Annotated in this window: 23 protein-coding genes and 1 pseudogene; 15 read left to right on the top strand and 9 right to left on the bottom strand. The window is 58.6% G+C overall.

What is annotated here, in order from left to right; translation table 11 throughout:
• Positions 1-11: 11 nt before the first annotated feature.
• Positions 12-1,205, top strand: a complete 1,194-nt coding sequence (locus tag ACQY1L_RS24230; RefSeq protein WP_430246324.1) for an NAD(P)/FAD-dependent oxidoreductase — start codon at positions 12-14, stop codon at positions 1,203-1,205.
• A gap of 27 nt (positions 1,206-1,232) precedes the next feature.
• Positions 1,233-2,918, top strand: a complete 1,686-nt coding sequence (locus ACQY1L_RS24225) for a thiamine pyrophosphate-binding protein (protein ID WP_430246326.1) — start codon at positions 1,233-1,235, stop codon at positions 2,916-2,918.
• Between the two features lie 168 nt (positions 2,919-3,086).
• On the opposite strand, the gene ACQY1L_RS24220 is transcribed toward ACQY1L_RS24225, so the two are convergent.
• Both ACQY1L_RS24220 and ydiJ read right to left on the bottom strand, forming a co-directional pair.
• Positions 3,087-3,818: an FCD domain-containing protein gene (locus ACQY1L_RS24220; RefSeq protein WP_173998127.1), complete on the bottom strand. Its 732-nt coding sequence runs from the start codon at positions 3,816-3,818 to the stop codon at positions 3,087-3,089.
• A gap of 62 nt (positions 3,819-3,880) precedes the next feature.
• On the bottom strand, positions 3,881-6,937 hold the full coding sequence (ydiJ, locus tag ACQY1L_RS24215) for a D-2-hydroxyglutarate dehydrogenase YdiJ (protein WP_430246328.1): 3,057 nt from the start codon (positions 6,935-6,937) through the stop codon (positions 3,881-3,883).
• 92 nt (positions 6,938-7,029) lie between these two features.
• Between ydiJ and ACQY1L_RS24210 the strand changes: the two genes are divergently transcribed.
• The 6 genes from ACQY1L_RS24210 (at position 7,030) to ACQY1L_RS24185 (ending at position 11,960) form a co-directional block, all read left to right on the top strand.
• On the top strand, positions 7,030-7,779 hold the full coding sequence (locus tag ACQY1L_RS24210) for an SDR family NAD(P)-dependent oxidoreductase (RefSeq protein ID WP_430246330.1): 750 nt from the start codon (positions 7,030-7,032) through the stop codon (positions 7,777-7,779).
• A complete protein-coding gene (locus ACQY1L_RS24205) occupies positions 7,772-8,518 on the top strand; it encodes an SDR family oxidoreductase (RefSeq protein ID WP_430246332.1) in 747 nt (248 codons plus the stop codon). The genes ACQY1L_RS24210 and ACQY1L_RS24205 overlap by 8 nt, the downstream gene beginning before the upstream one ends.
• Before the next feature lie 80 nt (positions 8,519-8,598).
• Positions 8,599-8,781, top strand: a complete 183-nt coding sequence (locus ACQY1L_RS24200) for a hypothetical protein (protein ID WP_173998119.1) — start codon at positions 8,599-8,601, stop codon at positions 8,779-8,781.
• Between the two features lie 8 nt (positions 8,782-8,789).
• On the top strand, positions 8,790-9,563 hold the full coding sequence (locus ACQY1L_RS24195; RefSeq protein WP_430246336.1) for a pyrroline-5-carboxylate reductase: 774 nt from the start codon (positions 8,790-8,792) through the stop codon (positions 9,561-9,563).
• A gap of 413 nt (positions 9,564-9,976) precedes the next feature.
• Positions 9,977-11,005: a hypothetical protein gene (locus ACQY1L_RS24190; RefSeq protein WP_430246339.1), complete on the top strand. Its 1,029-nt coding sequence runs from the start codon at positions 9,977-9,979 to the stop codon at positions 11,003-11,005.
• Between the two features lie 133 nt (positions 11,006-11,138).
• Positions 11,139-11,960 carry a hypothetical protein gene (locus ACQY1L_RS24185; protein ID WP_430246341.1) on the top strand — a complete coding sequence of 274 codons (822 nt, stop codon included), beginning with the start codon at positions 11,139-11,141 and terminating at the stop codon, positions 11,958-11,960.
• Here the strand turns inward: ACQY1L_RS24185 and ACQY1L_RS24180 are convergent.
• From ACQY1L_RS24180 to ACQY1L_RS24170, 3 genes and pseudogenes are all read right to left on the bottom strand, one after another.
• Positions 11,942-12,526 (bottom strand): hypothetical protein, encoded by a 585-nt coding sequence (locus ACQY1L_RS24180; RefSeq protein WP_430262144.1) that lies wholly within the window; start codon positions 12,524-12,526, stop codon positions 11,942-11,944. The two genes, ACQY1L_RS24185 and ACQY1L_RS24180, sit on opposite strands and share 19 nt — an antisense overlap.
• 26 nt (positions 12,527-12,552) lie before the next feature.
• Positions 12,553-13,065, bottom strand: a complete 513-nt coding sequence (locus tag ACQY1L_RS24175; RefSeq protein WP_430246345.1) for a hypothetical protein — start codon at positions 13,063-13,065, stop codon at positions 12,553-12,555.
• A gap of 325 nt (positions 13,066-13,390) precedes the next feature.
• Positions 13,391-13,848 (bottom strand): annotated as a pseudogene (locus ACQY1L_RS24170) (methyl-accepting chemotaxis protein); the annotation flags it as partial.
• A gap of 133 nt (positions 13,849-13,981) precedes the next feature.
• On the opposite strand from ACQY1L_RS24170, the gene ACQY1L_RS24165 reads away from it, so the two are divergent.
• Together ACQY1L_RS24165 and ACQY1L_RS24160 are read left to right on the top strand one after the other, a co-directional pair.
• Positions 13,982-14,488: a ferritin-like domain-containing protein gene (locus ACQY1L_RS24165; RefSeq protein WP_430246347.1), complete on the top strand. Its 507-nt coding sequence runs from the start codon at positions 13,982-13,984 to the stop codon at positions 14,486-14,488.
• 114 nt (positions 14,489-14,602) lie between these two features.
• Positions 14,603-15,409: a mechanosensitive ion channel family protein gene (locus tag ACQY1L_RS24160; RefSeq protein ID WP_430246349.1), complete on the top strand. Its 807-nt coding sequence runs from the start codon at positions 14,603-14,605 to the stop codon at positions 15,407-15,409.
• Positions 15,410-15,507: 98 nt separating this feature from the next.
• On the opposite strand, the gene ACQY1L_RS24155 is transcribed toward ACQY1L_RS24160, so the two are convergent.
• The 4 genes from ACQY1L_RS24155 to ACQY1L_RS24140 are packed head-to-tail and all read right to left on the bottom strand — an operon-like array spanning position 15,508 to position 21,474.
• Positions 15,508-16,641, bottom strand: coding sequence for a hybrid sensor histidine kinase/response regulator (locus ACQY1L_RS24155; RefSeq protein WP_430246351.1), 1,134 nt, complete (start codon positions 16,639-16,641; stop codon positions 15,508-15,510).
• Positions 16,641-17,210: a chemotaxis protein CheB gene (locus ACQY1L_RS24150; protein WP_430246353.1), complete on the bottom strand. Its 570-nt coding sequence runs from the start codon at positions 17,208-17,210 to the stop codon at positions 16,641-16,643. Before ACQY1L_RS24150 ends, ACQY1L_RS24155 begins: the two co-directional genes overlap by 1 nt.
• Positions 17,207-18,040, bottom strand: coding sequence for a CheR family methyltransferase (locus ACQY1L_RS24145; protein ID WP_430246355.1), 834 nt, complete (start codon positions 18,038-18,040; stop codon positions 17,207-17,209). Before ACQY1L_RS24145 ends, ACQY1L_RS24150 begins: the two co-directional genes overlap by 4 nt.
• Positions 18,037-21,474 carry a response regulator gene (locus ACQY1L_RS24140; RefSeq protein WP_430246357.1) on the bottom strand — a complete coding sequence of 1,146 codons (3,438 nt, stop codon included), beginning with the start codon at positions 21,472-21,474 and terminating at the stop codon, positions 18,037-18,039. The genes ACQY1L_RS24145 and ACQY1L_RS24140 overlap by 4 nt, the downstream gene beginning before the upstream one ends.
• A 33-nt stretch (positions 21,475-21,507) precedes the next feature.
• On the opposite strand from ACQY1L_RS24140, the gene ACQY1L_RS24135 reads away from it, so the two are divergent.
• From ACQY1L_RS24135 to ACQY1L_RS24115, 5 genes are all read left to right on the top strand, one after another.
• Positions 21,508-21,753 (top strand): hypothetical protein, encoded by a 246-nt coding sequence (locus ACQY1L_RS24135; protein ID WP_430262142.1) that lies wholly within the window; start codon positions 21,508-21,510, stop codon positions 21,751-21,753.
• 2 nt (positions 21,754-21,755) lie between these two features.
• The gene (locus tag ACQY1L_RS24130) at positions 21,756-22,130 is read left to right on the top strand and encodes a YsnF/AvaK domain-containing protein (RefSeq protein WP_430246361.1); all 375 of its coding nucleotides are present in this window, start codon (positions 21,756-21,758) and stop codon (positions 22,128-22,130) included.
• Between the two features lie 16 nt (positions 22,131-22,146).
• Entirely contained in the window at positions 22,147-23,016 is an 870-nt protein-coding gene (locus ACQY1L_RS24125) for a YsnF/AvaK domain-containing protein (protein WP_430246363.1), read from the top strand.
• A gap of 72 nt (positions 23,017-23,088) precedes the next feature.
• Positions 23,089-23,583: a ferritin-like domain-containing protein gene (locus tag ACQY1L_RS24120; protein ID WP_430246365.1), complete on the top strand. Its 495-nt coding sequence runs from the start codon at positions 23,089-23,091 to the stop codon at positions 23,581-23,583.
• A 402-nt stretch (positions 23,584-23,985) separates the two neighbouring features.
• Positions 23,986-24,891 carry a PhnA-like protein gene (locus tag ACQY1L_RS24115; RefSeq protein WP_430246367.1) on the top strand — a complete coding sequence of 302 codons (906 nt, stop codon included), beginning with the start codon at positions 23,986-23,988 and terminating at the stop codon, positions 24,889-24,891.
• The last annotated feature ends 45 nt before the right edge of the window (positions 24,892-24,936 follow it).

The following is a 24,936-nucleotide window of genomic DNA, read 5'->3' as shown; positions in this document are numbered from 1 at the left end:
CGGGTGCAATCATGCAGTCTTTCAAGACGTCCTATGATGTGGTGATTGTCGGCGGCGCGGTCGTCGGCAGCGCCACGGCCTACTTCCTCGCCACCAATCCCGATTTCAAAGGCTCGATCCTGGTGATCGAAAAGGACTGGAGTTATGCCCGGTCGGCGACCGCGCTCTCGTCGAGTTCGATCCGTCATCAATTCTCCAATCCGATCAACGTTCAGATTTCGCAATTCGGCACCGACTTCATCCGGGACTTCAGGACGCATGTCATTGTTGATGGCGACGCGCCGGAACTCGGCTTCCATGAGAACGGCTACCTGTTTCTGGCAGGCGACGAAAAAGGGCGGGCGGTTCTGGAACGGAACCACGCCACGCAGGTGTCGTGCGGGGCGCAGGTCAGACTGCTGGAGCCGGACGCGCTCGGCGCTCGCTTCCCGTGGCTTAACCTCGAAGGTCTGACGCTCGGCAGCTACGGCGAGCGCGGGGAAGGCTGGTTCGACAGTTCCGGCCTGATGCAAGGGTTCCGCAAGAAGGCACGCTCTCTTGGCGCCGAATATATCGAAGACGAGGTGATCGCAATCAATCGTCAGGGTGACAGGATCGTGTCGGTGACTACCAAAAGCGGGCAAACGATTGTCTGTGGCACCCTGGTCAATGCATCGGGCACCCGCGGCAAGAAGATGGCGCGCATGGCCGGTCTCGACATTCCCGTGGAGCCGCGCCGCAGGTCGCTTTTCGTCGTCGACTGCAAGACGCCGCTACCGGGCGTGGTCGGCCTGACGATCGATCCGACCGGCGTCTTCTTCCGCCCCGAGGGCCAGTTCTATCTGATGGGGACCTATCCCAAGCATGACCCTGAAGTTGACCCCGAAGATTTCGACGTCATGCATGACGAGTTCGAGGAAGAAATCTGGCCGATCCTCGCGGAACGCGTCCCGGCCTTCGAGGCGATCAAGGTCGTCAATGCCTGGGCCGGGCATTACGACTACTGCACGCTCGACCATAACGTCATTCTCGGCCCTCATAGCGCGGTCCGCAACTTCCTGTTTGCCAATGGCTTCAGCGGGCACGGTCTCCAGCAATCGCCAGCCATGGGCCGGGGATTGAGTGAACTGATCACCTACGGCGCCTTCAAGACGCTCGATCTGTCGCCGTTTGGGTACGAGCGCGTGCCAGCCAACCGGCCCTTCCTGGAAGACGCGGTCATCTAAATCAGAATAGAGTGAGGGGAAATGCCGATGGCGACCACCAAAAACACCCGCAATGGCGGGCAGGTTCTTATTGACGCATTGCGTATCCATGGCGTCGAACGTGCTTTTTGCGTGCCGGGCGAGAGCTATCTTGCGGCACTGGACGCACTCCATGACGCCGCCGACGACATCGAGCTGATCGTCTGCCGGCAGGAAGGCGGCGCGGCCTATATGGCGGAAGCCTATGGCAAGATGACTGGTAAACCCGGCATCTGCTTCGTGACACGCGGGCCTGGGGCGACCAACGCCTCCGTCGGTGTTCACACGGCCTTTCAGGACTCGACCCCGATGATTCTGTTCATCGGTCAGGTTGCACGCGATCAGGTCGAACGGGAAGCCTTCCAGGAACTCGACTATCGCCGGATGTTCGGCCAGATGGCCAAATGGGTTGTCGAAATCGATGACGCCGCCCGCATTCCGGAATTGATCAGCCAAGCGTTCCACAGGGCCATGAACGGTCGTCCGGGACCGATCGTCGTTGCGCTGCCGGAAGACATGCTGACGGATGAAGTAACCGTTGCTGATGTTCCAGCGTTCAAGAAGGTCGAGGCCCATGCCGGCGAGGCGCAACTCGCTGAACTTGTCACCCTTCTTGATAAGGCCGAACGACCGATGATTGTCGCCGGCGGTGGCGGCTGGACGACAGCTGCGGTCAACAACCTTCGTAAATTTTCTGAGGCGTTTTCTCTCCCCGTTGCCGCGTCCTTCCGTTGCCAGGACCTGTTCGACAACACGCATCCCAATTATGCGGGTGATCTGGGATTGGCCGCAGGCCCGAAACTCATTCAGCACGTGAAGGAATGTGATCTCCTCATCTCTATCGGCGCCCGGCTGGGTGAAATGACGACGGGGGCCTACACCCTCATCGACATCCCGGTTCCCACGCAGATCCTTGTTCACATTCACCCCGGCGCGGAAGAACTGGGGCGTGTTTATCATGCGACGCTTCCAATCAACGCGGCAGTCGGTGCTTTTCTCTCGCAGGCAATCAAGCTCAAGCCGGCAGCTCCGCCCCGATGGACGGAATGGACCAGGACTGCGCACGCTGATTATCTGGAAAACCTGGTGCATCTACAGGTTCCCGGTCCTGTCCAGATGGGCGACATCATGGCGTGGTTGCGTGGACATCTGCCGGTAGACTCGATCCTGACAACCGGCGCCGGCAATTACTCTGCATGGGCGCACCGGTTCTATCAGTACCGCCACTTCCGCACACAGCTCGGACCGACAAACGGTTCGATGGGGTACGGCGTTCCGGCAGCGATCGCCGCCAAGATAACCGACCGGGCCCGCACGGTGGTCGCCTTTGCAGGCGATGGCTGCTTTCTGATGAACGGCCAGGAACTGGCGACCGCGATGCAGTATGACGCGCGCGTCATCTTTCTCGTCATCAACAACGGCATGTACGGCACCATCCGGATGCACCAGGAGCGGAGCTATCCTGGCCGCGTTTCCGGCACGCAGCTGACGAACCCCGACTTCGCCGCCCTTGCCCGTTCCTACGGGCTACACGGTGAAACGGTCGAGGCGACAGAGCAGTTCGCCGACGCCTTCCTGCGTTCCGAGGCATCGGGAAAACCCGCGCTGATCGAGATCAGGATTGATCCTGAGGCGCTGACCCCGAAAATGAGCCTCTCGCAAATTCGCGACCAGGCCATCGCGCAAGGTCGATAGCCAAGCAGAACGGCAAAGCCCGCCTGCTGGCGCGGGCGGGCTTTGTATGTTTCAGCCCCATCGCCCCGGCTTGGGACTGGAGTCGATCTCGTCTCGCGCCGGATCATGGAACGCGTTGACATAGAGAGCCAGGAGCGACGCGAGAAACTGGCGCACGGCTCGCATGGATTATTCTGCCAGTTCGGTGCTGGCGGGCTCGTCCAGCATGGTCCGGTAGCGATTGAGGCTTTCTTCAAGGTGCTGCGCCAGGGCGTTCTTGGCAGCCTTGGCATCCCCTTGGGTGATCGCCGACATGATCGCTGCATGCTCCTTGTTGATCTTCTTCAGATAGCTCTGATAGGTCCGCGCCGACTGGCGATGCTTCAACACGAGATCAAAGCTAATTTCACCGATGACCGCTTCCAGGAAGCGCGGAAAATGCGGATTGCGCGTGGCCTTTGCGATCGCTAGATGAAATTCGAAATCGGCCTGCGCTTCAATCTCTGCGTCGTCCGTCTGAAGACCCTCGAGATGATCATAGGCCCTGGCGATCTCGGCGAGTGCCTCTGGCGTGCGTCGCGCTGCAGCGAGCGCAACGGACTGCATTTCCACGCCAAGGCGCAATTCAAGGATCTGCATCGCAGACCTGATGTCGTCAATCCGGCTGATCTCGAAATTGAGCGACTTGCTGTCCCTGTCGGTCACATACACGCCGGCGCCTTGACGGGCGATAACGCGTCCGCTGACCTTAAGCGACGTCAGCGCCTCGCGAATGACCGTTCTGCTGACGCCGAACTCCTCGCATAGCAATGCGCTCGATGGTATCTTCTCGCCGGGCGTATAGAGGCCCGAGTCGATGCGCGTGGTCAATTGCGCTACGACTATTTCGGCAAGGTTGCCGCGCTGGGTTATCACGGACACATTATTGCTCCAAATTTCGGCGGACTCGATAGAGACTTCACATATCACATATCATGTCAATCCTAGCTAAGCGACGGCGATTTATCAACAATGAGAGCGTTGATCACCTGAAGCGGATGTTTCAGGGACTTCTCCTCCATGATTTTCACCTGAGACCGACAGGAATACCCCGTCGCCATCAAAATCTCGCCTTCTTCCGGGCGAGAAAACGCATCAGTCCAGCTCAGCGCATAGATTGCGTCAGATAATCCGCGATTGCGAACCTCGTGGCCGAAGGTGCCGGCCATTCCACAACACCCAACTTTCGCCAGAGCCAGTTTGATCCCGAGACTTGCAAAGATAGCCGACCATTGAGCGCCGGCGGCCGGAACGCTGGTTTGTTCCGTGCAGTGAAGAAACAGCTTGAAAACCCCGATATCACCGAGAACGGCCCCTCGTTGAAGGAGATCCAGGTTCCTGGAAAGCCACTCCTGTGGCAACAGAACCGTCGGCACCTTGCCGATCGAAGGCAGGTTCGCATATTCGCTGCGGTAAACCAGCGTCATTGACGGATCCAATCCAACGAGCGTCGCTCCCGCTTCGGACAGTGCGTTCAGGTAGCTGCTGGTATCCGATGCCTTTCTCGCAAATCTGCCGAGATATCCGTGGACATGCAGGGCCTTGCCGTTTTCGTGGAGCGCTGACACAAAGGGAATGAAGCCCATTCGTCGTGCCAGGTCGACGGCATCGAGAACGACCTGGGAATCGAAATATGTCGTGAAAGCGTCCTGTACGAAGACAACCGTCCGGGCACGGTCTTCCGCCGGAAGGCGCAAGATCCGCTCAGGCGTCGCGGTTGCGACACCGCGATCCTTGAACCCTCGTCGGGCAGATCGCGGCGACATCTCAGGCAGCGCCGTCAATCCCACGAACGTCAAAAGACGCCGGCCAATTCGACTGCCGACGCATGCGTTGTAGCTCGACTTCATCCAAGCCATCGCAGGCAGGATTGTTTCGATGGACGCGACCAAGGGATCCTTCAGAGGACGCAGATACCGTCCATAGTACAGTTCAAGGAATTTTGCCCGAAACGCGGGAACGTTGACCTTCACGGGGCATTGTCCAGCACATGCCTTGCAGGCGAGACAGGTGTCCATCGATTGCCGGACCACATGGGAAAAATCCGATCGGTTGGCGGGATTGATTGAATTCCAGGCCCGGGTAACCACGCGCCCAAAGCCGAGGGCGCTTCTTTGACGCTCCGCCTCGCGTCTCGGGTCAATCCCGTTTGTTGTCAGCAAGCGAAGCCATTCGCGCATGAGCGAAGCCCTGCCCTTTGGCGAATAGCGCCTGTCACGGCTTCCCTTGAACGATGGGCACATGAGCGAGGTCTCGCTGAAATCGAAGCATGCGCCGTTGCCGTTACAGTAGGTTGCATTGTCGAAGGCTGCGCGGATCTCGGCGCCGATGGTGCGATCGAAGCTACCGCGCAGCGGCACTTCATCGATCTTTGTGAGATCCCCCGGCCCGGCGGCCGCGATCTTGCCGGGATTGAGTTGATTGAAGGGATCGAACGCCTGTTTGATTTCCTGCAGGCACGGATAAAGATCGCCGAAAAAGAGCGGCACATATTCCGACCTGACCCCCTTTCCATGTTCGCCCCAAAGCACGCCACCATATTTTCGGGTGAGTGCGACAACGCTATCGCTCACGCGCCTGACCAGGAGAGCGTGATCCTCACGCGTCATGTCGAGTGCCGGCCGCACATGCAAAACACCCGCGTCGACGTGACCGAACATGCCGTATTCGAGGCCCTCGCCGTCCAGGAGCTCTCTGAACTCCCGGATATAGGCAGCCAGATTCTCGGGCGGCACTGCGGTGTCCTCGACGAATGCCACGGGTCGGACGGCACCCTCGACATTTCCGAGAAGCCCCACGGCCCGCTTGCGCATCGTCCAGATCGCGTCGATGTCCGTTTTGGACGTTGCAACCGTAAAACCGTTTCTTTCCGGAATGGGATGACTGTCCAGTCGCGAGGTCACCGTCGCGATCTTACCGGCCAGTTCGTCCTGATTGTCCGCAAGAACCTCAACGATATTGATCCCGTTGGCCATTCCCGCGGCATCATCGGGAAAGAAGAGCGAGATTGCCGGCCAGACGATGTCACCCTTGGCCAGGCGCAACACCTTCTCATCCACGGTTTCGACGGAAGCCACCCTCATGGCCGTCAGCTCGCGCGCGTCTTCAAGGGCCGTGTTAAAATTCTCGTAGCGGATGTTTATGAGCGCGGCGCAGGCAGGAATTGGAAGCAGATTCAGTTCCGCCTCGGCGATCATCGCCAGGGTACCCTCCGATCCGCAGAGGACAGAATTCACGTTCAGCCCGCCGTCTTCCGATCTCAGATGGGCAAGGTCATAGCCGGTGAGGTAACGGTTCAGTTTCGGGAAAGTCTGGTCAATCAGCATCCGATTGTCCCGCTCAATCCGATCGAGGACGCGGCAGATCTCCCCTACGCGACCGGATCGCTGTTGCAACTGCGCCAGTTGCTGCGGCGTCGTGGCACGGGACCACCAATCGGTTCCGTCAGCAAATATGACGCGGAGACCTATTACATGATTGCTGGTTTTTCCGTAGACGCACGACCCCTGGCCGCACGCATCCGTGTTGATCATCCCTCCGATCGTTGCCCTGTTGGAGGTCGAGAGCTCAGGCGCGAAGAACAGCCCATACGGTTCGAGCGCCCTGTTCAACTGATCCTTGACGACACCCGCTTCGACGCGAGCAATACGTCGAACCGGGTCTATTTCAAGAATTCGGTTCATATGGCGTGAACAATCCACAACGATACCGTCGGAAAGGGACTGGCCATTCGTGCCCGTTCCGCCGCCCCTCATGGCGAGGACGACGGCCGAAAACTTCGGCTCTGAGACCACCTTTGAAATGGCGACCAAATCGTCACCGCCTCGCGGAAAAAGGACACCGGCGGGTGCAACCTGATAGATTGAATTGTCAGTGGAATACACGGTGCGTGTCGCCTCACTGACGTCGATATCTCCGCGAAACCCCGCCTCGACAAGGTGTTCGAAGAAACCGGTTCTGGGCATGGCGTCGGAAGATGTGGCGACGAGGCGAGGGATCATTTGCGCGTCCGAAAAAAGATCTTGAAACCTTGAAAGTTGGCATATAAGTGATATCATATCAATAAATCAAGCAACCAAATAAGGGGTGGACTATGAAAGACCAGACGGTGGTTATCGTTGGCGGAGCATCCGGGCTGGGCCTGACGACCGCAAAGCTTATGGTTTCGCATGGCGCCACGAAAATCGGCTTGATCGATCGCAACGAACAACTGCTCGAAACGGCAGCCGAAACGTTGAGAGGCCTGGGGGTCGAAGTGGCAACCGCTGCGGCCGACATATCCATTGGTGAGAGCGCGCATCGTGGCTTTGATGCGGTCGCCCAGAAGCTTGGCCGTGTCCATTCCCTGGTCAACAGCGCGGCTATTTACCCACGCAAGTCGATCCTCGAGATCACCGACGCGGACTGGGATCTCGAAAACGCAATCAACATCAAGGGCACCTACCATATGATGGTTGCCGCCGTTCTGCACATGCGCAACTACGTGAACCCTCCTGAGGTCACCGGCCGGATCGTCAACATCACCTCCGTCGACGCATTCAAGGCGCACCCGCAAAACGCCCACTATGCGGCGACCAAGGCAGCGGTCGTCAGCCTCACCAAGTCCTTCGCGCAGGAATGTGCGAAGGATCAGATCCTAGTCAACTCTGTCGCGCCCGCCGGCTTTGCCACTGACCGCGCTAAGGAACTCGGCTTTCTCCCGGAACTGGCAAAAGCCAGCGCTTTGGGTCGGGCGGCCGAGCCCGTCGAGATGGCGGAATGGATTGTCATGATGGCAAGTAGCCGCAACACCTATGCGACGGGCGAAAACGTCGTCATCAGCGGAGGTTACATCTATGTCTGAAACTCTCCCCTATCGCACTGCTGTCGTTACCGGTGCGACCAGCGGGATTGGCCGTGCGACCGTCCTGAAACTGCGCGAGCTTGGGCTGACAGTCTACGCCGTTGGCAGGAACGAAGACAAGTTGCAGGAATTGGCGGCGCTTTCCGGCGCCAAGCCCATCAAGGCAGATGTGCGCGATACAGGAGAAATCTTCGACCGACTATTGGGTGTCGAAGTCGATATCCTCGTCAACAATGCCGGCATTCTCTCTACCCGGGCATCGTTCCATGAAATCGATCCTGCCGAGATTGACGCCATGATCGACATCAACCTCAAGGCGCCGATGCATCTGACGCGGGCGTTCCTCACCGGAATGGTTGAGAGGAAACGCGGCCATCTGATCTATCTCGGTTCCAGCGGCGGCCAAGCACCCTACCCCTCCATGGGCGCTTACGGCCCCTCAAAAGCAGGCCTGAGCCTCTTTTGCGACAACTTGCGTTGCGATTTGCTGGGGACATCCGTCCGGGTCAGCGAAGTTGTGCCGGGCCGGGTCCAGACTGAACTCTATCGCACGGCAATAGCCGGAAACCAGGCGCGAGAGCTTCTTTACGATGGCTATCGCCCAATCCAGCCCGAGAATATTGCCACCATTATCGCCAACGTGATCACGCTCCCGACATTTGTCGATGTGTCGCGTATCGAGGTCTTTCCCACTGACCAGGCGACCGGCGGCGGTACCATGGTCAAATATCAACCGTAACAGCGACGGTAAACGCACCATCATGGAAACCTCATCGATCTGTTCGTTTCCTTCCTTGTACCAAATTGAAGGAGGCCCAGTTGAAGGACAGAAAGACTGAAATCGCCAAAGAGCTGGACCTCTCTGTTCACTACCGTCCGATTGCGCTGAGGGCGGTACTCGCCGCGCACACGGTCTGCGCAGATACGCCCTGGACTGATCGGGAGGTGCCGCAACGGCAGACCCGGATGGTGAACGCTCGACTGGAAGCGGATAGGGATTGAGGGCCGTCATGGAAGGCACATTGGGTTTCGTTGGCACCGGCACAATCACCGAGGCGATTATCACCGGTGTTTTCGCCGAGCCGAATCTTGCGTTCGAAATTCTGGTTTCGCCTCGCAATACCGACGTGGCTACAGGGCTCGCGAAACGATATCCTGCCGTCCGGATTGCCAGCAGTAACCAGGAAATTGTGGATGCCGCGGATATGCTCTTCCTCGCTATCCGCCCGCAGATTGCAGAAGAGGTGATACGGTCGCTGCGCTTTCGCCCTGATCAGCTCGTTGTCAGTCTCATCGCCGCGGTTCAGGAAGCAAAGCTCGTGGAGTGGATCAACCAAAAGGTTGATCTCGTCCGGGCGGTTCCACTTCCATTCGTCGCCGATCGAACGGGTGTTACGATGCTCTATCCACCCGAACTCCGCACCGCCTCGTTCTTTTCGGAGCTCGGAACCGCCGTCGAATGCGAAACCCAGAATGAGTACGATCTGCTCACAGCAGCGAGCGCCACGATGGGGACCTATTTTGGTATTCTGGAGCGCGCGACAGATTGGCTGGCAAGCCAGGGCATACCCGATCAAAAAGCACGAGACTATCTTATTTCGCTTTTTGCCAGCCTCGGCAAGGTCAGCGCAAAATCGGTCGAGCGCCCTCCGGGCGATCTACGACGCGAGTTCTCTACGAGAGGTGGCCTGAACGAGCAACTCTTCATAGAGTTCGAGCAGGGTGGCGGAAGTGAGGCGTTGACTGCGGCACTAGAAAGCGTCCTGCGTCGGATCAAAACATAGAGCGCCGTCAGATTTCGAGGGGGCTAAGTCAGGGTAGGCGCAGATATAGATCAATGCTCCGTCGCTTCAGGCCTAGCGCATAAGGAACGTGTTCGGTTGACATCCCGGTACGCCGGACGATGTTGTCAGAGTCTCGCTCGCCGATCGTGGTCGCCTTGAACGGAATCGAACCGCCGACCCTGTCGCTATATTCGCATTAAATCATCTAACCCAGTAATCACTTGCACTCGACATGACCGGTATGGGCCGTGAGTAGTCTAATCTGTTCCGAGGAATCATCCGTTGTCACCGAGAGGTTTTTGGTCCACTCGCGGGCAAGACGTTTGGGACGTGGACATGGGCAGCGCATATCTTGTATTCTGCCTGGACCCGTTGCTGAGCGGCGAGCATAAACGGACGCCGCGATACAATTCTTGAACCGCCTCTTCCGCCGCACGCAGGTCGCACTGGTTCCGTTGACGGTCTGGCCCGATGGCCCCGTGTCGGCGGAGGTTCCATTACTTGCCGATGGAATGAACCCGATCCTCCGCCTTGCGGACCTTTGGCGCTTACCCCGTCACGAAACGCGCACGGAGGTCTTGGCGCGCTGTGGCGTTCTGCCCGATCCGATTTACAAATGGCCAGCGCTCGTCCTGAACGAGGCCGAACCCCTACCAGGTGCACTTGCGCCTTGGACGGCAAGTGCCTTTGAGCGCATCCCACCCCAGTTCCCGATCACCCGTTTCACCGCCCTTGCGTGGTTCGAGGACGACGCGCACGCCAACCTTCGGCGCATAGCCGACAATCTGACGCCATCGCTGGGGCCCACGCCGGTCGGCCAGCGGTGGAACACCGTCGTCGCCACGTGGCGGTCGGGGCTGGCTGAGGTCTCGCTGACGGCCTGGCCGCCGGAGTGGCAATCGCAAGGTCTGCAAAACCCGTCCGAGGATCGCGACCCTCGCCTCAGGACCGCCTGCCACGTGACGCTGGCGACGGGCTTCCGCCTGCCTCTAAGCGCAAGAGAACGAGAATGGGTGACAAGCTCCGTGCCTCTCGCATTCGAGGGTTATGTCGGGACAGCGCGCATGGCACAGGCTGGCCGCCTTGCGCCGGGCGAGACAGAGCTCGAATATGTGCGCGACCCAGAAGACCTGATCGAGGACCGGCAGCGAATGCTTGGGCTGTCAGCAGACGGAGAAGCGCTGATTGTGGTTTCGGATCAGCTCTTTGTCATGCCCCGCACCGACATTCTGCATCTTGAGGTCATTCGTAAGACGCCGGCCAAGGGCGGGGGCGGCTCGTCGCTTCATGCCCATTGTTACACGCATGCACCCGGCGCGGACAACCAGTCTGTGTTCCTGGCACAGCACGGCGATCCCGACGGCATGACGGCGCTTGGGCAGGAACTCGGCAAGCGGCTCGGTTGTTTGGTCGAGGTCAGCCCCTACTACCCGGATTGCTGACCATGTATGGATGACGGCTAGGACCAGCGTTGATAGGATCGCCGGCGCGAAACGAACTGAAGCAGGCTCGCTAATGGAAGGCAGCAGAACGGGCGCATACCGGACCAAAACTGGAACCAAGTGGCGCGAAGGAGTGCTTGACCGTTTACGACGGCTGCGCACCTTGGAGCTTCTGGTCCTTCTTCTCGTCTTGCGGGTCGCAGCGGAGGCGCACGAGCCCGGTTACGCCGACGCAAAGATCGCCTCGCCCGCACGCACTAGCCGCGCGGGCGTCCGTCTCGCCTTTCCTGTCGGTGAACTGCCCCGTCGCGGGATGCTGGTCACCACCGGCAACGTCCTGTCGCCGCTGGCTCGCTGGATCGTCATTGATCTCGACCTCATGACGATCCGGCAGGCAACGACCCGTCTAGCCGACGCGGGAGGGCCGGTGAAGATCGTAGGCGAACGCACCGATGCCTTTTCGGAGGAGGAGCGGCACAACGTGATTGCGTCCGGGAACGAGGTCTGGATCATGCCGGATCCCGATCCGCCAATGATCGGTGAGCCGACAGACCAACTGTGCAGCGTCGCCCTGTTCGATGGCGACGACGTCCTGCAGGAGGACGGCTCCGATTGTCCGAGACAACGTTTCGTCGCAGTGCTGGAAGCGTTGGCGGCGTCCGCCAACAGGCGAGCAAGTTCGCAGGGGCATGCGCCGGCTCCTCCTTCCGCGGAGGCGTCGATCGGCTCAGCGCATTGCGAGCCCGATGGCACGCTGATCCTATGGCTGCGAGCCGAAAGCGAAGACGGGTCCGTTGTCGGACATGGTGAGTTTCGCTACTCGCCGAGCGATCAGAACTATGACCGTGTGCTCCGCCATCTGGGACCGATCCCGCCGGGCGGTAAGGTTCCTGTTTTACCATTTCCACCACGCTGGCCAGACGAAGTTACGTCGCCTCAGCGACCTAGGTCGTAGGTCGCCGTCGCAATCACCTGGGCGCGGTCACGTCGTGCACCCGGCGCGTCGGCACGGCTGAGGACCAGCGCCAGCTTTGGTTCCTTGCGCAGTCGGAAGAGGGTCGAGACCATGCCGTCCTGGCGCTCCTCGCCGATGCGCTCCCAGCGATCAGAGAAGTCCGGCGAGGCGGCCATGGCTTCGGCCGCCGGCTGGAAATCAACCCCGCCGCCGCCCGTGATGTGGCACATCGGAATGTCGCGCGAGACCACCAGCGCGTAACCCTCGTTGGGTCCGGCATTGATCCGCCAGTAGCGGTTGCCGCGCCTGAGGGGCTCAGGGGGGAGGAGCGGCTCGGGCAGTTTCTTGGTCTCGTACACCGCGCTGCCAAGATCGATGGCCGCGAGGAAGCGCGCCGGATCGTTCAGCCAGCTTGACGGGTCGAGGACCCAAGTCTCGCAGCCGCGCAGTGCGCCCTCCAGACCGCTGCGCAAAGGATCCGCGACGGGACCATCCTGCCCCGATGCGGATTCGGAGATGGAAAGTAGCATCGCGGAGGCGAGCAGCAGGCGGGACAAGCGTTCCATGTCGATGCAACACCTCAAGCATAGCATTATCGGTTCCCCAGACCACGTGAGGCGCGCTCAGCTCTGATCATGCCAGCTTCTCGGCCGATCTGGTCTCGAAGGTCCCTCAGTCCTGCCCGCATCCGCTCGTGTACAAGCGGATCCAGCGAAGGATCGGGATAATGTGCGTCCCAAAGAAGCACAGCGTCGATCGTCCGCTGGAGCTTGGGGATATCGCCGAAGGCCCAAGCATTGACGGGCGGCCCGAGTGTCTCGAACAGCGACGAGAACAGAGCGGGTTCGCCGGTCGGGTCCTGAGCTGGGCCGCCGTTCAGGCGTGAGCGCCAGCGAAGTTGTCCTGCATAGAACCAGAACGTCGCCTCGTCGCCCCTCCCCGCCTGCATCAGGGGTGCCGCGCGTAGCATGATTTCGCTGGGCAACGCATTACCCGCGGTCTCGGCACCTGGCGGCAAGGCCGGGTCTTCCGCGAAGGCAAGTGGCGGCCCAAGAAGAAACAGCGCTGCCGCTGCAAGGTGCGGGAAGATAGTGCGATAGGACATGTGGCTCGGTGGCTCCCTGCGGCTTCTGCCTATACACGATGCTTAGACATGAAGGAGAAAAGTAAGCGGCAGCCTAGCAGGAGTAGACGCGCAATTGTGGAACGGCTTAGAAGGGTCACTTCCGGTGATCCAATCCCTTCGCAAAAGTCGGTCGCGAATGCTAGCTTTTTGCGACCGATTTCTGCGCGACCGAAATCTCCCTCAAAATACAACGTCGCTGATCTGTTCCGAATTTTAGTGTTTCTCGGCACTTACTCCGGCGGCGAAGACCCCTCTGGTCGTGAAGCAGTCATGGCACGAATGCACCACAAGCAGTCTTGCTTGACAGTCCTTCGCCGGTCTCACGGACGCAGCGAACGCCGTCTAGAACTTGGCGGTCAGACGTCTGAATCAGTTGCTTAATTTCTCGTGCGGCTTCCGCCGACCTTCCAGACAGAGCGCGGACCTCCTGGGCAACCACCGCAAATCCCTCGTCCTGCCTCCCCCGCCCTTGCGGCCTCGACCCCGGCGTTGAGAGCCAGAAGATTGGTTTGGAAGGCGATCTCGTCGATCACGCTGATGATTCCGCCGATTTTGGTCGACGAGACCTCGATGCGTGCCATGGCTTCAACGCATTTGAAATGAGCACTGCTGTGCTTTCACTCGCGGCATTGGTTTCGCTGGCAATACGATGGGCGTCTTGCGATCGCCGCGACGCGTTGCCGACATTGCAGTGATCTGTTCGAGCGCTGCCGCGGTCTCTTCGAGCGATGCGGCCTGCTGCTCGGTACGGCGGGAAGGATCGTCGGCGCTCAAACTTCTCTATTGGCGAGTTTTAAGTCGTTGGGTCGCCACAAGCGTTAAACGCGCCCGCACTCGGAACAAACCCTCGGGGGTGGGATTGTCGTTTAACAAACGACGACGAAGTACTCTCGCAATGGCTACGATCAAAACTCTTGACGACCTTTTCCTTGATACGCTCAAGGATATCTATTTTGCGGAAAAGCAGATCCTGAAGGCCCTGCCCAAAATGGCACGTGCTGCACAGTCTGAGGAGGGCAAAGCAGGCTTCCTGCAGCACCGCGACGAAACGCAAGGCCAGATCGAGCGGCTCGAGCAGGTGTTCGAACTGCTGGGCAAAACTGCCCGTGGCAAGACCTGCGAGGCAATTCAGGGCATTATCTCTGAGGGCGAAGAAATTATTGAAGAATTCAAGGGCTCGCCGGCTCTCGATGCGGGTCTAATTTCATCCGCCCAGGCCGTCGAGCACTACGAGATCGCTCGCTATGGTACCTTGATCGAGTGGGCAAACCAGCTAGGGCTAACAGACGCAGTACCGCTACTGCAGGCAAACCTGCAGGAAGAAGAGGCGACTGATCAGAAACTCACTCAGCTTGCCAAAGCCTCAGCAAACGACAAGGCTGCGGCAAAGAAGACAGCCTGATTTCAACAATCTCAGACTAGGCCGCTCTTCGGAACGGCCTTTCGTTGCCTGCTCATGCGCCTCGAGAAGCGCCACGGTCGCAGGCACGTTAATTAATGAACATGAGGCGACCAGATGGAAGAAACAGCAAATACCGCAACAGCGACCCACACGGCGTTCAGCCAGCTCGGAGCCTTGGCCGTTTCTTACGGGCTGTCCTTTATCGGCGCTATAGTGCTCATCGTCGGTGGTTGGATCCTGTCCGGCCTTTTGAGCCGCTGGTCATATCGCGGGCTTTCACGCATCCATGGGATTGACGAGACCCTGGCACGCTTTTTCGAAAAGGTGGTCCACTACGGCCTACTGATCCTCGTCTTCGTCATGGCGCTCGGACAGTTCGGCGTTCAGACCACGTCAATCATCGCAGCGCTCGGTGCAGCCGGCCTAGCCGTTGGGCTGGCACTGCAGGGGACACTGCAGAACATAGCCGCCGGCATCATGCTTCTCGTCTTGCGGCCTTTTCGTGTCGGCGAATATATCGAGACCTCCAGCGTGAAGGGAAAGATCGTCGACGTAGGACTGTTCGCGACCGAACTCAGGACAGGCGAGGGTCTTTATCTGATGGCGCCCAACTCCACTCTTTGGAACACCCCCATCATCAATCACAGCCGGGAACCGGAACGTCGTCAGGAATTATCGATTGCAGTCGGAAACGACGTCGATGTCCGAATGGTGAAGGATACGCTGCTGTCGATCATCACATCAGACGTCCGGGTGCAAAGAAATCCAAGCCCTCGGGTGTACTCCGACGATCTTGCTGCAGACCGAACGACACTGAAAATGGAATATTGGGCCAAAACGAGCGAATGGACCGAGACACGCTATGACCTTATCGACTTGATCAAGTCCGGGCTGGTCGAAAAGGGCGTCGCCATTAAGTAGGATGCGATATGAGGCGGCCTCGGCCGAGACAGATCGGCACGACAACAGTTACCGACAGGACATGTTACACTGCAGCTGAAACCGAACTTGGCCAGCCATCAGTCGCAAGTCTTAGGTAGTTCAAGAACGAACGTACTTCCGTGGCCCGGGCCATCGCTTTGCACTGTCACCTTGCCTCCGTGCAGCTCTACGAGCTGCTTTACGAGCGCAAGGCCGATACCGAGCCCGCCGTGCGAATGTTCTCGGTGACCATCGACCTGAGCGAACATGGCAAATATCGCCTTTGAAGCTTCCTGCGTCAGTCCGAGACCATTGTCACGAACCGTCACGCGGAAAGACGCGGCTTCGTTCTCGACCTTGACCTGTATCTCTCCGCCGTCCTGCGTGTACTTAGCGGCATTGTTCAGTAGATTGGCAATGCACTGCGTGACGCGGACCGGGTCCGCTAGTATGTTGCACGGGTCCCCAGGAACTTCGACGACCAGATTGTGGCCCTTCTCGTCGATCGCCGGCCGCGTCATATCCACAGCGGACCGAACGGCCTCCCGTAGGTCAAACACGCTCTGCCGAAGTACGATCTTTCCTTGCGTAATCCGCGACACGTCTAGGAGATCGTCTACAAGGTGAGTGAGGTGGGACATCTGATCCTGCATCAGCATCTCTATCTTGGCAGCCTGTTCTTCAGTGTTCCTTCTTTTTAGAAGCGTGAGGCCGCCCTGTAAGGCCGCCAGCGGGTTGCGTAGTTCATGGACGAGGACTGCAAGGAACTGGTCCTTACGCTTGTCGGCAAGCTGTAGTGCCTCCGATTGGGATTGCAGTAGATCCCGCTGCTCGGCGAGCGTCTGGCGCTGACGGTAGACTTCCAGAAAAACTTCCGCCTTGCTGCGAAGGATATGGGCTTCGATCGGCTTCTGGATGAAGTCGACGGCGCCGACCTCGTAGCCTTGAAAGCGCCGTTCAGAGCTGTGCGCGCCAGCTGTAACGAAGATGATGGGTATGCGTTTGGTCCGCTCATTGCCACGCATCAGTTCGGCAAGCTCGAAACCATTCAGGCCCGGCATCTGAACGTCGATCAGTGCCAGTGCAAAATCATGGTGCAGCAGGAGCTCAAGCGCCTCGTCGCCCGACCTCGCCTTAACAAGTTCGAGATCAGGACGCCGGAGGAGCGCCTCAAGAGACAGAAGGTTTTCCGGAAGATCGTCGACGATCAGGAATTTGGCCGGCGTGTTCATCAGGCAATACTCAGCAGATATGACGAAATATTTTGAAGCGAGAGGACACGGGCCTGCGGGCAAGCCGAAATTGCAGCTTCCGGCATGGCGCTCGCGTAGGCGTCCTGTGGTTGCTGGACAATGAGGCTACCGCCAGCCTTGGCTACTGCAGATAGGCCCTTTGCCCCATCGCTATTGGCACCCGTCAGAACAATGGCGAGTAGATCTCGCCCCCATGCGTCGGCTGCGCTTTCGAACGCTACGTCGATCGATGGACGGGAAAACATCACTTCCTCGTCAGACGACAACGCGATGGTCGCCCTGTTTTCGATCAACATGTGGTAATTCGGAGGGGCGAAGTAGATAACTCCCGGTTCGACCGGTTCCTTGTCCTCGACCTCCACCGCACGCAACCGGCACTTCGCATTGAAGATTTCGGCAAGCACGCTGCGTTTGTGAGGCGGCACGTGGACGACCACGAAAACCGGATATGGATACCCGGCCGGAAGCGAGGGAAGGATCACCGACAGCGCTTCAAGCGCGCCAGCGGAGGCACCGATAATCACAGCGCCTTGAGATGTGTCGGTCATGCGCCGTTCCTCCTGTAGATCTTCTCCTCGCGCACGAAGTCCTGGAAGGCGTCCTCATGGCGAGAAAACCGCAAGGTTTCCTTGGAGCCCAGCCCGAGGAAACCGTTGCGTGGGAGGGCGTCCCTGAACAGCGAAACGGCGCGATCCTGGAGATCACGATCGAAATAAATCATGACATTGCGGCAGGAGACATATTGCATCTCGCCGAACACCTGGTCGGTGACGAGACTATGGTCAGAGAAAACCACATTGCGTCTCAGGCTCTTGTCAAAGACACAGCGATTGTAACCAGATTGATAGTAGTCCGACAGGGATGTCTTCCCTCCTGCCTGCTGATGGTTCTCAGTAAACAGGCGTAGCCGATCCAGTTCATAAACGCCGGCCTCCGCCTGCGCCAGGGCTTCCGGGTTGATGTCTGTCGCGTAAAACAGGGTTCGCTCCTCCAACCCCTCTTCACGGAACAGGATAACGAAAGAGTACAGTTCCTCGCCGGTGCTGCATCCGGCGATCCAGATCTTCAAAGACGGATAGGTGCGCAGATGCGGTACTACCTTTTCGCGAATTGCCCGGAAGTAGCTCGGATCCCGAAACATCTCGCTGACTTGGACCGTGAGGTAGCGCAGCATTCGCGGCAACATGTCCGGATCGTGCAGAACGCGCTCCTGCATCGCGGAAATTGTTGCAAAACCCAGTTGCTCGCGCGCCTGACGCAGCCTTCGGCGGATCGATGACATGGCGTAGTTGCGGAAATCATAGTGGTAGCGGTGATAGAGCGCCTCCAGCAAAAGCCTGATCTCGATGTCTTCTATCTTCTCGTAAGTCTCCGTCATTGAGGCATCCAGACACGGACGAGTGACAGGAGTTTCTCGACATCCAGCGGCTTGGCCATATAGTCGTTGGCGCCGGCCTCGATACACCGCTTCTGGTCGTCGGGCATAGCTTTCGCCGTCAGCGTGATCACCGGAAGCTTCTTCCAGTTCGGATTGTTGCGGATGTGGCGGGTGGCGGTCAGTCCGTCCATCACCGGCATCATCACATCCATCAAAACCAGATCGATCCGGCCATCGGTGCTGGAAAGCGACCGGTCGAGCTTCTGCAACGCTTCCTCACCGTTACGGGCGATTTCGATAACGGCACCACGCGGCTCAAGAATGTTCGTCAGCGCATAGATATTGCGCACGTCGTCCTCAACGATCAGGATCCGGCGTCCCTCAAGCAAGGCGTCGCGATTCCTGGCCTTTCGGATCATTTTCTGCTGTTCGTCGGGAAGCTCGGACACGACTTGGTGGAGGAAAAGCGTCACCTCGTCCAAAAGCCGCTCCGGTGACTTGGCTCCCTTGATAATGATCGACTTGGAAAAGCGTCGTAGGCTCTGCTCTTCCTCTGCCGAAAGGACCCGTCCCGTGTAGACGATCACAGGCGGGAAAGAATGGGCAGTGTCCTGACTGATCGTTTCGAGAAGCGCAAATCCCGAAGCGTCCGGCAGCGACAGATCGAGCACCATGCAATCGAAGGTCTGTTCCTTCAGGAGCGCCAGGCATTCCGCCGCAGTGCCGGCACCAACGGTCTCCACATCTTGCGATCCGATCAACTTGGAGACTGCCTCGCGCTGGATCTGGTTGTCCTCGACAATCAAAACGCGGCGCACGTTCTGCGATATTTTCGCCTCCAGCGATTTCAAGACATCTACGAGTTCATCGCGCTGGACCGGCTTCATCGCATAGCCAATGGCGCCTAACGACAGCGCGCGTTCGGTATAATCTTCCGCAGAGATGATATGAATCGGGATATGGCGCGTCCGAACGTCACGCTTGAGGCGATCAAGGACCGAGAGCCCGGACTGGTCCGGCAGACCGACGTCCAGAACGATCGCGCTTGGCGCGTGCTGGCGGGCTAGTTCAAGTGCTTCCTGTGCCGTCCCAGCGACCAGCACCTGAAAGCTCAGCTCTCGCGCCAGATCACGCAGAATCATCGCGAAGGACTGGTCGTCCTCCACCACGAGAAGTTTGCGGGTAGGGCCACCGTTCAGATGACGATCGTCGTCGACGATGCCAGGTGAACGCGGCGAACGTTCTGTTGCGATGGGACCGCTGACGAGAGCAGGTGCTGTGGGGCCCGTAATGATAGCAGGTTCGGGCGCGCGAACGGCACTGGCCGAAAAGATCCTCGGGATGATGACGGTGAACGTACTTCCCGCACCTGGACGACTTTGCAGATGCATCGTGCCGCCAAGCAGACGGACCAGTTCCCGCGAGATCGAAAGCCCGAGGCCGGTTCCGCCGAACTTGCGACTGATCGTGCTGTCTGCCTGATGGAACGCCTCGAAGATGTTGCGCTGCTGGTCCTCGGCAATGCCAATTCCGGTATCGACCACAGAGATGGCAATCTGCGCATCACCGGCAGGGCGGACCAGGAGCGATACCTGCCCCTCTGCGGTGAACTTGACGGCATTTGCCAAAAGGTTCTTCAGGACCTGCTCAAGACGTTGCGGATCCGTCTCGATCACCGACGGGACGTCCGGGGCGACTTCGATCGAGAGGTTCAGTCCCTTTTGGGCAGCGAGCGGATCGAACAACTGCCGAAGCCCATCGACAGTCCGCTTGATGGCAACTGGCTCCGGATTGACCTCCACATGGCCGGCCTCGATCTTTGAAAGATCAAGGATATCGTTGATGAGGTTCAGCAGGTCGTTCCCCGAAGACTGTATCGTCTGTGCGAACTTGACCTGCTCCGCTGTCAAATTCTCGTCGGCGTTGTCCGCCAAGAGCTTGGCAAGGATCAGCGACGAGTTCAGCGGGGTACGCAGTTCGTGTGACATGTTGGCCAGAAAATCGGATTTGTAGCGGCTGGCACGCTCCACTTCTTGCGCCTGCAATCTGACGGCGTCGTTTGCCTTTTCGAGGTCGTCCTTCTGCCGCTCAAGCTCCTGCGCCTGCTCCTCAAGCTGAGAGTTGGTCTGCTCCAATTCCACTTGCTGCTGTTCCAAACGGGCTTGGGATTCCTTTAACGCCCTGCTCTGCTCTTCCAGTTCCTCGTTGGATACTCGCAGTTCTTCGCCCTGGACCTGAAGCTCTTCCGTCTGCCGCTGCGTCTCGTGGAGCAGTGTTCGTAGCTGTGTGCGGAATTCGGCTGAGCGGATAGCTGCCGCGATCGTGTTGGACGACCGTTCCAGGAGGGCGAGAACGTGATCGCCAACCGGGTGTAGAAAGCCCAGTTCGAATACCGCCTTGACCTCGCCGTCCACCATCGCCGGTGCCAGTGTCAGGAAGCGGGGCTTCTGCTGCCCGAGGCTGGAGCCGAAGCTGATATAGCCGTCAGGAAGCTCCCCTACCGTGACAGGACGATGATCTCGGAGAACATGACCGAACAGGCTATCGCCTTCTTCGAAACGCTCTGGAATGGCTGTGCCTGAAGGGACACCGTGAACGGCTTGCAGAGCGTATCGCGCTCCGTCTCTCACATAGAGAGAGCCTGCAACGGCACCCAGGTAGCTGGTGAGAAAGCGCAAGATGTTCTGTCCAAGCTCCTGCGTCGACTGTTCCCCGATGACGACGGACCCAAGACCGACCTGCGCTTCCTGCTGCCACTGCTCGTTCTTCCGTGCCAAGGTTGTACGGCGCATCAGGCCACCGATGACCAGCGTCAGAACGATGCCAAGAAGTCCCGACAATAAGCTCGTGACGAATGCAACGACATAGGCCCTGTTCATCTCCGCGACACGCTGCGTACGCACGTCGGTTTCTGCGTTGCGCATTTGTGATACCAGTGTGCGGATCGTATCCATGTCGAACTTACCGCGATCGGTATTGACGAGCCTGAGGGCAGCGGCAGGCCCGGAGGTTCGGTAGGTGCGAATAGTTTCTTCGAGCTCGCTTAATTTTGAGGAAACGGAGTTACGGAGATCTTCTAACCGATAGCTTTGCGCGGTGTCCCTTGTGATCAAGCTCTCGACCCGCGCAAGCCGTGCCTGTATCTGCGCAACGGCACGCTGATACGGCTGCAGATACGGCTCATTGCCCGTCAGCAGATAACCACGCTGCCCTGTCTCGGCGTCCTGGACATCAGACAGAAGAAGGTCGATCGAGACAATGACCTGATGGGTTTTGACTACGCTTTCGTTGCTCGCCCTCAACGTTTGCGTTGTGTAAACTGCAACGGCTGCACTGATGACGAAAAACACCACAGCAGCTAACAGACCAAACGCCAGAGACTTTTCCAGCCCAAGACCGCCTAGCTTGTTTAAAGCAGCGCTTTTTCTATGCATCTTTTCTCACACAATTCTCGAAGCGGTAGTCGTATGCGCATGAGCCATGACGATGAGAATGTTGCAAGCGTCGAATCTGACTTCTCTGCTGGTTCGCCGCAGACATTACTCAATTTAACAGAGATTCATAAGGGCCGCCCGGCCGCCACGGGCGAAGTCGTACCGAAACATAAAATGGACTTTCAACTGGATCGCCGTTTGCCGCGTGTTGCGACCAAAAATTGCCGACACGGAACATATCGCAATCCGCCGGGTTTGCTTCCCGACCACGAGGCGTGACCATGACAGACCACGACGAAACCACAATCCAGATCGTCGAAGAGAGTGTCAGCGTCGACAAGGAACGCGTCGCGACGGGACGTGTCCGTGTCTCCACTTCCAGCTCGGAAGTAGAAGAGCTAGCGCAGGCCACTTTATCTGGCACGCGCGTCGAGGTCACGCGGGAGCGCATGGATCGTGAGATCGATGCGATCCCCGAAACTAGGGTGGAAGGCGACACCACGATCATTCCCGTCGTCGAGGAGATCGTCGTTATAGAGAAGCGTCTTATCCTCGTAGAAGAAATCCGCATCCGCCAAATCTTGACTTCGGAAGACGTCTCCGTCCCGGTAACCGTTCGCAAGCAGACCGCCACCGTCGAGCGTATCGACGAATAGCACAGGAGGAAACACCATGGCCTACACTGACCAAAACACCGTGCCATCCCATTCCAATACGATCACCGCCTTCTTCGACGACCGTTCTGAAGCAGACCGTGCGATCGAGAGACTAAGCGAAGCGGGCATTCCGCGATCCGCAATCAAGATGATCGCCGACGGCGGTGAGACAACCACGACGACGCATGAAAGCAAAGGCTTCTGGGCTGCGCTTGGTGAGTTTTTCCTCGCCGACGATGACCGCAACACCTACGCCGAAGGCATTCGACGCGGCGGTTTTCTGGTGACCGTATCCGGATATCCATTCGACCTTCACGACCGTGCCCTTGATATTCTTGATGACGAAGGAAGCATCGACATCGACGAACGTTCCAAGGCGTGGGAATTCGAAGGCTGGTCACGCACGGGTTCGACTGAAGCGTATGCGGCGTCGTCCTACGACCGCACCAGCGGCACTGCTACCTCGACAGCAATCGACGCCGACAACGAGGAAGTCATTCCCGTCATCGAAGAAGAACTGCGCGTTGGCAAGCGCGACGTCAACAACGGTCGCGTACGCGTCCGCTCTTACGTTACCGAGACCCCGGTCAGCGGGAGCGTTTCGCTTCGCGATGAAAACGTCGAGATTACCCGGCGTACGGTGGACCGTCCGCTGAATGGTAATGAAGACGCTTTCGTGGACCGTACGATCGAAGCCGAGGAGCACCGCGAGGAAGCCGTCATTTCCAAGGAAGCGCGCGTCGTTGAAGAAATTTCGCTGAAGAAGACGGCGCAACAGCGTCAGGAGACAGTATCTGACTCCGTGCGTAAAACCGAGGTCGAGGTCGAGGACGACCGGACAGGCGGCGTGAGCAACGTAGGTTCGGGCAGTATCCGCCGCGACTAGGTGTCAACTAAAACAAGCCGCCGGAATTTCCCGGCGGCTTTTCTTTTCGCTAACAGAGAACGGAATAGACCCATGGCCGACACGAAAAACCTCGCAGACCTTTTTCACGACACGCTCAAAGACGTTTACTTCGCTGAAAAGAAAATCGTTGATACCCTGCCGTTGATGAACGAAGCTGCGAAGAACGGGAGCCTCAAGGACGCTTTCACGCAGCACCTCGCCGAAACGAAGGTTCACATAGAACGGCTGGAGCAGGTGTTCAAAATCATCGGCGAGGATCCGGAGCCTAAGACCTGTGACGCTATCCTCGGTATTACCGACGAAGGTGACGAGATCATGAAGGAATATGCAGGTTCCCCGGCGTTGGACGCGGGGCTCCTGGCTGCGGCACAGGCTGTCGAGCATTACGAGATGTCGCGCTACGGCACTCTTCGCACGTGGGCTCTAGAACTTGGTCTAAATGACGCAGCAAGCCTTCTTCAGGCAACGCTGGACGAAGAACAAGCGACCGATCTTGTTCTGACTTCTATTGCGACATCTGTCGTAAATCAGAACGCCGAAGGCTGATATCGGCTCGCAGACGAAGTAGGGTAGCATTTCGCTGCCCTACTTCGTCCTTGAAGGCCACACGCTTGCGACCCCGCGTAACCTTCGCGGCCTTGCCGTCACCGTCTGACTGGAGTTCCCCCATCGTCAGCAGTGCGCGAATTCTGGCGGACGTGCGATGGAAAGCACTAGGTGTCGTGACAGCGAGCCTTTCCCTTGAGAACAAAGCTATTTAACCGGCCACGCGTCGTCGTCGTTCGTCGCCGAGATTCCCTCTTAGCCACCGCACACCGCCGCCGTGCGTTCTACTCACCGCATCGACCTGCGACGATCGAGGTGGAGGTGTGGCTATACCGGAACTTGTAGTCGGCTCCGGCGTTGAGCGAGCACTCACGAACCCGTGATTAGCGACTGGAGGTAATAATGTCCGTACCCGTATCAACGCATCTTCCACACGATGCCCTGCATGACAGCACGTCGACCACTGCAGCCTACAACAAAGTAAGCTGGGGCGCGGTCTTCGCAGGCGTTGCCATTGCGCTCGCTGCCCAATTTCTCCTGAATCTTCTGGGCGTTGGTATCGGAGCAGCAGTTCTCGACCCCACGACATCAGACAATCCCGCCGCGAGCTCGTTTTCGATTGGCGGCGGTATCTGGTTCGTAGTCGCGGGTATTATCGCAGCGTTCCTCGGCGGATATGTTTCCAGCCGTCTCTCCGGCCGTCCGAGCAACTCGACGGGCGGGTATCAAGGCCTGACGACTTGGGCCGTCACCACTCTCGTCGTGCTTTACCTTCTGACCACCTCGGTCGGCGCACTCATCGGCGGCGCGTTTAGCGGACTGACCACCATTGTCGGCGGCGTCGGTCAGACAGCAGCCACCGCTGCCGCGACTGCAGCTCCTGCGCTCGCAAACTCGACCAACCCTATGGCGGGTATCGAGCAGCAGATCAGGTCCACGACGGGGAACGACCCGCAGGCTCTCCAGACCGCCGCCGTATCTTCGGTGCAGGCACTGGTTACTGGCGACCAGGCCAAGGCCGAAGAAGCACGCACCCGCGCAGCCGACGCCGTCGCCAAGGCTCAAGGCATACCGGTCGATCAGGCTCGCACCCAGGTCGAGCAGTACGAACAGTCGTATCGCGAGAACATCGAAGCGGCTAAGCAGCAGGCGCTCGAAGCTGCACAGACCGCGACCGCGGTCGTTTCTGCCGGCGCTATCCTCGGCTTCATCGCTCTTGCTCTCGGTGCGCTCGCTGGCTGGTTCGGCGGCTCATACGGAACCAAGCGTAACGTGATCGTCTCGGAGACAGTGACGCGCCGCGTCTAACGCATGTGAACGCACCGACGCTGGAGGCCTTGGCGTCTCCGGCGT

The organism is Neorhizobium sp. DAR64862/K0K3 (assembly GCF_050500185.1).
Lineage (GTDB): Bacteria > Pseudomonadota > Alphaproteobacteria > Rhizobiales > Rhizobiaceae > Neorhizobium > Neorhizobium soli.
Note: the sequence above shows the minus strand (reverse complement) of the source record. Positions and strands in the feature narration are given on the sequence as shown.

Bases quoted from the DNA above. Each gene is read 5' to 3' on its own strand.
- ACQY1L_RS24230 (WP_430246324.1), top strand. From the start codon at position 12: ATGCAGTCTTTCAAGACGTCCTATGATGTGGTGATTGTCGGCGGCGCG.
- ACQY1L_RS24150 (WP_430246353.1), bottom strand. From the start codon at position 17,210: ATGACCGACACATCTCAAGGCGCTGTGATTATCGGTGCCTCCGCTGGC.
- ACQY1L_RS24175 (WP_430246345.1), bottom strand. From the start codon at position 13,065: ATGTCCTATCGCACTATCTTCCCGCACCTTGCAGCGGCAGCGCTGTTT.
- ACQY1L_RS24205 (WP_430246332.1), top strand. From the start codon at position 7,772: ATGTCTGAAACTCTCCCCTATCGCACTGCTGTCGTTACCGGTGCGACC.
- ACQY1L_RS24160 (WP_430246349.1), top strand. From the start codon at position 14,603: ATGGAAGAAACAGCAAATACCGCAACAGCGACCCACACGGCGTTCAGC.
- ACQY1L_RS24145 (WP_430246355.1), bottom strand. From the start codon at position 18,040: ATGACGGAGACTTACGAGAAGATAGAAGACATCGAGATCAGGCTTTTG.
- ACQY1L_RS24130 (WP_430246361.1), top strand. From the start codon at position 21,756: ATGACAGACCACGACGAAACCACAATCCAGATCGTCGAAGAGAGTGTC.
- ACQY1L_RS24165 (WP_430246347.1), top strand. From the start codon at position 13,982: ATGGCTACGATCAAAACTCTTGACGACCTTTTCCTTGATACGCTCAAG.
- ACQY1L_RS24210 (WP_430246330.1), top strand. From the start codon at position 7,030: ATGAAAGACCAGACGGTGGTTATCGTTGGCGGAGCATCCGGGCTGGGC.
- ACQY1L_RS24225 (WP_430246326.1), top strand. From the start codon at position 1,233: ATGGCGACCACCAAAAACACCCGCAATGGCGGGCAGGTTCTTATTGAC.
- ACQY1L_RS24180 (WP_430262144.1), bottom strand. From the start codon at position 12,526: ATGGAACGCTTGTCCCGCCTGCTGCTCGCCTCCGCGATGCTACTTTCC.
- ACQY1L_RS24140 (WP_430246357.1), bottom strand. From the start codon at position 21,474: ATGCATAGAAAAAGCGCTGCTTTAAACAAGCTAGGCGGTCTTGGGCTG.
- ydiJ (WP_430246328.1), bottom strand. From the start codon at position 6,937: ATGATCCCTCGCCTCGTCGCCACATCTTCCGACGCCATGCCCAGAACC.
- ACQY1L_RS24155 (WP_430246351.1), bottom strand. From the start codon at position 16,641: ATGAACACGCCGGCCAAATTCCTGATCGTCGACGATCTTCCGGAAAAC.
- ACQY1L_RS24135 (WP_430262142.1), top strand. From the start codon at position 21,508: ATGCGCATGAGCCATGACGATGAGAATGTTGCAAGCGTCGAATCTGAC.
- ACQY1L_RS24195 (WP_430246336.1), top strand. From the start codon at position 8,790: ATGGAAGGCACATTGGGTTTCGTTGGCACCGGCACAATCACCGAGGCG.
- ACQY1L_RS24125 (WP_430246363.1), top strand. From the start codon at position 22,147: ATGGCCTACACTGACCAAAACACCGTGCCATCCCATTCCAATACGATC.
- ACQY1L_RS24115 (WP_430246367.1), top strand. From the start codon at position 23,986: ATGTCCGTACCCGTATCAACGCATCTTCCACACGATGCCCTGCATGAC.
- ACQY1L_RS24120 (WP_430246365.1), top strand. From the start codon at position 23,089: ATGGCCGACACGAAAAACCTCGCAGACCTTTTTCACGACACGCTCAAA.